Source organism: Micromonospora sp. NPDC049044, assembly GCF_040649215.1.
Taxonomy (GTDB): domain Bacteria; phylum Actinomycetota; class Actinomycetes; order Mycobacteriales; family Micromonosporaceae; genus Micromonospora.
The window spans coordinates 1-2,774 of the sequence record NZ_JBEZFA010000085.1 but is presented as its reverse complement, the minus strand read 5'-3'; the positions used below and the strand labels follow the sequence as shown (position 1 = coordinate 2,774).

Here is a 2,774-nt window from a genome sequence, read left to right as displayed (position 1 = left end):
GCCGGCCGCGGTGGCCGCGGCCCGGGAGGCCGAGCGGCTGCACGGTTACGCCGAGGCGCACCGGCACTGGTCGGCGGCGTTGCAACTGGCCGCCGACCCGGGCCCGCTGGCGGTGGACCGGGTCGAACTGCTGGAGAATGCCGCCGAGGCGGCCCACCACTGCGGCGAGCACGCCCGCGCGCTGGCCCTGTTGGAGGAGTTGGCCACGCTGCGCGGCGGCGAGCCGAGCAGCGCGCTGCACATCCGTCGGGCCCGCTACCTGGCCGCCGCCGGTCGTTCCGCGCTGGCCGAGGAGGAATACCAGCGGGCGCTGACCGCTGCCGACTGTTCCCCGCGGGACCAGGCCACCGCCGCCGCCCGCCTCGCCGAATTGCTGCTGCACCTGGGCCGCTACGCCGACGCCGGCCGGCGGGCCCGGGAGGCGCTGGCCTTGGCCGCCGAGGTGGCGGGCTCCGCCACCGAGGTGGTGCTGGCCAGCGCGGCGCTCGGCTTCAGTGACGCCTACCTGGAGGACCCGGAGGCGGGGCTGGCGGTGATGCGCGACGCCCTCGACACCGCCGAGCGCGCCGGCCAGCCCGAGGATGTGGCCTGCGCGTACCTGCACCTGGCGGAGCTGTTGACCGGGCCGCTGAACATCCTGGAAGAGGGTGTGGTGGTGGCCCGGCGTGGCGCCGAGCGGGTCGCCGAGCTGGGTCTGGGCCGCACCTGGGAGACCCGGCTGCTGGCCGTCGCCATCAACGGGTTGTTCCGGGTGGGCCAGTGGGCCGAGGCGGAGAAGGTGGTCGCCGCCGCCCTGCGGCACCGACCGTCCGGCGCGGACGCTGTCGAGCTGCTGCTGGCCCGCTGCCGACTCTCGGTGGGCTACGGCGACATCGACGCCGCCAGCCGCGACCTCGACGCGGTGGCGACCCTGCTCGCCGGAGGCGGGGCGCGGCACGTCATTCCGCTGCTCACCCTGCGCGCCGGGCTGGCCATGTGGGAGGGCCGGCACGACGTGGCGCGGCTGGCGGTGCAACGTGGCCTCACCGAGAGCCGTTCCGACGACGTGACGATCCTGTCCGCGCTGGTCTGGCACGGCCTGCGGGCCGAGGCCGAGGCACACGCCAGCCGTACCGTGGCGGTGGACCCGACAGTGGTACGCCGGCTGCGCGACGTGACGGACCGGGTGGCCCGCAAGAGCGTCGGCGCGGCCGGTCCGGTGCGGTCGGTGGTGGACGGGTTCCTGGCACTCTGCGCCGCCGAGGTGAGTCGACTCGACAGCAGCGACCCGGACCTGTGGGCCGCCTCGGTCGCCGAGTGGGATCGACGCCACCACCCCTACCCGGCGGCGTACTCGCGGCTGCGGCAGGCCGAGGCGCTGCTGGCCCGCCGCAGTCGGCTGGCCACCGCGGGCAAGTTGCTGCGGGAGGCGTACCAGGTGGCGCAGGGGCTGGGCGCGGTGCCGCTCACCTCGGAGATCCGCGAGCTGGCCGGGCGGGCCCGGGTGCCGTTGGAGGAGCACGAGGCCCTCAGCGCTACCCGGGCAGCCCCGACCGAGGCGTCCGACGACGAGTTGGCACTGCTCACCGCCCGGGAGCGGGAGGTGCTCGCGCTCGTCGCGGAGGGCCTGACCAACAAGGAGATCGGGCAGCGGCTGTTCATCAGCGAGCGGACCATCGGGGTGCACGTGTCGCACATCTTCGACAAGCTCCAGGTCCGTACCCGCGTCCAGGCCAGCGCGATCCAGTTACGCAACGTCCGAAGCTGACGATGCGTACCGTCCACCGGTGCGTGTGCGCGCCGGGATACGTCGTTCTACTGATTCGGCGGGTGGGTGTCGGCTGAGAGGCTGGGCCGCGTCGACGACGGCACGGGGGATGCCGCCGACCACTATGGAGGAGACATGGTCGAACTGGTCTGGGGGCCCGTGCACCGCGACATCGTCGATCTGCTCGCCGACCATCCCGCGGACGTGCCAGCAGTGGTCGATCACCTCACCAAACTCCAGGACATGTTGGTGCGGTTGCCCCCGTTGGGCGCCAGTTGCCCGCTGGCGGACTTCAACAGGCTCTACCTCACCATCACCAGCAGCGTGCTGGACGGGTTGTACGACGATCGGTTCGTCGACCCGGCCTTCCTCTCCCGGCTCGACGTGGAGTTCGCCGCGCGGTACTTCGACGCGATGCGGCTCTGGACCGACTCCAGCCCCGGCACTCCGAAGGCGTGGTCGTGCCTCTTCGAGCGGATGCGTGGGCCGGATGCCCGCCCGCTGCCGTCGGCGGCGGCCGGGGTCAACGCGCACATCAACTTCGACCTGCCGTTCGCGCTGGTGACCACGTTCGACCACCTGGAGTCGGAGCCGGTCGACGGCAGCGATCAGCACCACGACTACCTGGAGATCAACAAGATCTTCGCGGACAAGATCCCCGGTCTGCGCCGGGGCTATCTGGAGCGGTGGCAGCTGCTCATCGACATGCTCAACGGCGACATCGACGACTGGTACCAGGGGGAGCTGGTCGAGTACACCCGCGATGTCGCCTGGCGTAACGCGCAGAAGATCTGGCGGTGCCGGCACGATCCGGACGCCCGCGAGTGTGAGCGCACGCGGTTGGACGACAACGCCGCGGCGCTCGGCCGGCTACTGCTCTCCCCCCTGGGAGCGTTTCTGCAGTAGTCGGGACGGGGGGTCCCCGCGTTCCGGGACGCGAGCAGGAGCCCGTCGGCGGACACCGCCACCACGTGGGCGATACCCGCCACGCTGTCGGCGAAGTTGGTGAGCAGCCAACCCATGTCCT

Annotated in this window: 2 protein-coding genes and 1 pseudogene; 2 read left to right on the top strand and 1 reads right to left on the bottom strand. The window is 72.4% G+C overall.

Annotation, left to right across the window (positions count from 1 at the left end; all coding sequences use genetic code 11):
* A partial coding sequence (locus AB0B85_RS33555; RefSeq protein ID WP_357413792.1) for a LuxR C-terminal-related transcriptional regulator occupies positions 1-1,747 on the top strand: 1,747 nt, incomplete at its 5' end.
* 135 nt (positions 1,748-1,882) lie between these two features.
* Positions 1,883-2,653 (top strand): DUF5995 family protein, encoded by a 771-nt coding sequence (locus AB0B85_RS33550; RefSeq protein ID WP_357413790.1) that lies wholly within the window; start codon positions 1,883-1,885, stop codon positions 2,651-2,653.
* Positions 2,654-2,679: 26 nt separating this feature from the next.
* On the opposite strand, the pseudogene AB0B85_RS33545 reads toward AB0B85_RS33550, so the two are convergent.
* Positions 2,680-2,774 (bottom strand): annotated as a pseudogene (locus AB0B85_RS33545) (roadblock/LC7 domain-containing protein); the annotation flags it as partial.